Genomic DNA, 3624 nt, shown 5'->3' with positions numbered 1-3624 from the left:
TTAGCGAAAGCGAAAAACAAACCATCACCGCCTTAAGCCAACTGGCGGGCGGATTAGCTGGCGGCGTTATCGGCGATAGCACCACAAGTGCGGTGAGTTCTGCTGATATAGCGAAAAGGGCGGTGGAGAATAATTTTACTTTGAATCTATCATCAGACTGGGCAGTTACTGCAGAAGCGAATAAACAAATTGATGATATTCAACGCCAAGCAGTGGAGCTATTTGAGAAAGAGCACCCTGAACTAATAAAAAAACTTAAAGCAACTGGAGATGTAGCTTCTTTCTTAGCTGATTTCACACCAATTATTGGTGATGCAAAATCTTTTGCAGAGGCAAAGGATGCGATTGATTATGTTTTGGCTACAGTAGGAGTTATACCTGGAGCAGATCTCGTTACCAAATCATTGAAAGAAGCTAAAAATCTACTTAACAATGCTAGAAAAGCTGAAAAACTAGGTGATATTAAAGCTGCTCATAAATATGTAGAAGAAGCAACTCGACATATTAATCATAACAGAGGCAATCTAAATACAAGTTTAGCGAGAACCTGCTCTTTCCGTGGCGATATGGAAGTTAAAACAGACAAAGGTTATCAACCGATTTCATCCATTAAAGTGGGTGATAAGGTGCTGGCGAAAAATGAAATAACCGGAATAACCACCTATCAGAAAGTCCAAGCTCACTACAGCAATCCATATGATTATACGGTATATGTAGAAGTGAAAGATGGCAGAGGAAAATTCCAAACAATTGTGTCAAACAAAATTCACCCATTCTTTGCACAGGTGTTATCAGGAATTGCCCCCGCTTCTTCTGAGGGACATGATTACAATGGAGAGATAGCGAAGGCTCAATGGATAGATGCTCAATATCTGCAAAAAGGCTATCGATTATTATCTGCAAATGGAGAATGGCAGACGGTATCGAATGTCAATATAAAAGCAGAAGGACTCAAAGCCTACAATATGACGGTGGCGACTGACCATACTTACTTTATTAGAGGTGCAAAAGCTGATAATGAAGGGGTTTGGGTACATAATGATTGTTGGATTAATTTACCTGAGGGAGCAAAAAGAATTAAAGATATAGATGGATATAGATCATATCAATTCAAAGATCATAGCGGAAATGATGTTATTGTGATTCAAAAAGATAAAAATCGTTTTGAAACACTAGATCATAATGGAGTAGAAGTTATTCTACCTAACCAGAGGAGTTGGGAAGCAGCAAGAAATCTTGCTTTAGAAAAAGTGGGTGATTTAGGAATGGACTCAAAGCCACTTATTGGTAATCTAAAGATAAGCGATGGATACGGTAAAATAGTCGGTAGAATATCATCAGATGGAAAAAAAGGTTGGAGATTAGATTATGATCCTGAAAAAGGAATGCATATTAATATATTTGACTATAGTAAAGGTAAAGGTAGTAATGCAATTAAGGAGGTAATTCCATTCACAGGATCTCAAGAAGACTTTAATCGATATCTAAAACAATTAAATAAATGAGGAAATATTTATGACTTTATTTGATGAGTGTAAAGAGGCTCTTAAATCTGATTTTTATATTCTGTCTTTACAAGAACAAAAAATAATTCTAGATGAATTTTATATGTATCCTTTTGAATATGGAAATGTAGAAAAAAATCATAGCAAAATTACTCAAGTAGATTTTCTAGATCTAATAAATTTAATTAATAGAAAAACAAAAAGTTCAGAGATATATGTAATTTGCGATATACAAGGAATCCCAATTTTTAGAACCAATCTACTTTTAGCATTAGAAAAAATAGATGATATTTCGGCTTTATCAACAAAAGTCTTTTTTCTAGGAGATGGCTACTTAGCTCAAGTTGTATCAAAAAAAGTACCAATAGATATTTTTGAGATAAAGAAAGAGAAATTTATGAATGAGGGTAAATAGAATGAAATTATCATTACTAAATGAACTAGAGCTTGAAGAACTTATCGTAGAAGCTAATTCTAAAGATAATATTAATTTTCTAAATGAGGTATTCTTAGATAAGAAAATTGCCGATATAAAAAAAATAACTGAATTTGATCAGTGGAACTATTTACATAGAATATTGTGTTATTTTAATCCAAGCTTAGACCTTGTTAGGTTCTATATAGATAATGGATTAGATGTTAATGCCCAGGATAAATATGGAATGACCCCATTACATTATGCAATGAGGTCAAAAAATGTTGATGCGGCAATTGCATTATTAAATGCAGGGGCTAATCCCAATATTCCAAATCAAGATAATCTCATTCCTTTGTCAATGATAGGATATTTACCTGATAGGTTAGATGTTTTAGAACTAATGTTAGAGAAAGGCGCTAATGTACATTTTTTAGTAAATGAAAGTATACTGGAAAGTTATAAACCGACACCATCAGAACCTCATTTGAGTCCAATATATGAATTAATGATGAAATATTCTTAGTACATATATAGAGCGATTAAGTGGCGAATATATGTTTAACCAATTACGCATCGCACCTGAAAATGTGCATAAACGTTTAGGTGATGGTTATTATGAACAACGTTTAGTGCGAGAGCAGATAAACCAGCTCACAGGTAAAATGTTTACAGATAATCAGCATGATATAGAAAGCCAATATAAAACCTTAATGGATAATGGGATTAGCTTTGCCAACGCATTCCATTTACGCCCGGGGATTAAACTCAGTGCTGCACAGGTGGCGAGTTTAACGGCGGATATTGTATGGTTTGAAACAGAAACAGTAAAACTGTCAGATGGAAGTGAACAACAGGTGCTAGTGCCTAAGGTTTATTTAGTGGCTCAATCAGGTGATGTGGATAAGCGAGGGGCGTTATTATCTGCTCAGCGTATAGGTGTATCGGCAAATCAAATCATCAACCAAGGTGTGATAGCGGGTAGAGAGGTTAGCTTGCTTCAACAAGATAAATATCAATCTTTGCTTAATCAGGGCAATATATTAGGCGAGCGTATTAAACTGCAAGCTAAGGGAGATATTACCAATCTAGGCGGTAAGATGATTGCCGAGCAAGAGATGAATATTGAAAGTGCGGGGAAAATCACCCACCAATCGACCTTAGCTGAAAATCAGGCTTCAGGTAAAGGTTATCAAAGAGAGTCTAACCTACTTTCTCGCAAGGCATTACTTTATGTCAAAGGGGAAGGAAATGGTTTAACACTGGCGGCTAATGATATAGAGATAAAAGGGGCAGATATTGTTAATGAGGGCAAGGGGCATACTCAATTACAAGCAGAAAACAGCTTAAAACTGACCGCACTTGAAACAAGCTTTAATGAGAAAATGGGCGGAGGAGACCATTATCGCCAGAGTAAATCACAAGATGTCATCATCAGTCATATTAAAGGCAAAGGGGATGTGACGATTAAGGGCAAAGATATCTTAAGTGAAGGCGGACAATTAGAAAGTGAGAAAAAACTCACCGCACTTGCGGAAAACAGCTTGGTGTTAAAAGGTGCACAAACAGCTCATCATTTTGAAGAATACCATCACAGCAAAACAGGGAGTCTTGCCAAAAAATCCAAAACCAGTTTTGAAAGCCGAGAGAGCCGAAGTCAAGTGGGCAGTATGTTATCAGGTGAAGAGATAGCTTTACTTTCAG

At 36.1% G+C, this 3624-nt stretch carries 3 protein-coding genes and 1 pseudogene; all 4 read left to right on the top strand.

Annotated elements, in window-relative coordinates; genetic code table 11:
- Nucleotides 1-1505 (top strand): polymorphic toxin-type HINT domain-containing protein (locus B0186_RS12115; protein ID WP_235817236.1); only part of this gene is annotated, 1505 nt, incomplete at its 5' end.
- A gap of 10 nt (nucleotides 1506-1515) precedes the next feature.
- Nucleotides 1516-1920: a CDI toxin immunity protein gene (locus B0186_RS11295; protein WP_078219561.1), complete on the top strand. Its 405-nt coding sequence runs from the start codon at nucleotides 1516-1518 to the stop codon at nucleotides 1918-1920.
- Nucleotide 1921: 1 nt separating this feature from the next.
- The gene (locus B0186_RS11290; RefSeq protein WP_078219559.1) at nucleotides 1922-2446 is read left to right on the top strand and encodes an ankyrin repeat domain-containing protein; all 525 of its coding nucleotides are present in this window, start codon (nucleotides 1922-1924) and stop codon (nucleotides 2444-2446) included.
- Nucleotides 2447-2477: 31 nt separating this feature from the next.
- Nucleotides 2478-3624 (top strand): annotated as a pseudogene (locus tag B0186_RS11285) (hemagglutinin repeat-containing protein); the annotation flags it as partial.

The organism is Canicola haemoglobinophilus, assembly GCF_002015075.1.
Taxonomy (GTDB): domain Bacteria; phylum Pseudomonadota; class Gammaproteobacteria; order Enterobacterales; family Pasteurellaceae; genus Canicola; species Canicola haemoglobinophilus.
The sequence above is the reverse complement of the archived record's forward strand: the minus strand, read 5'-3'. Positions and strand labels throughout refer to the sequence as shown.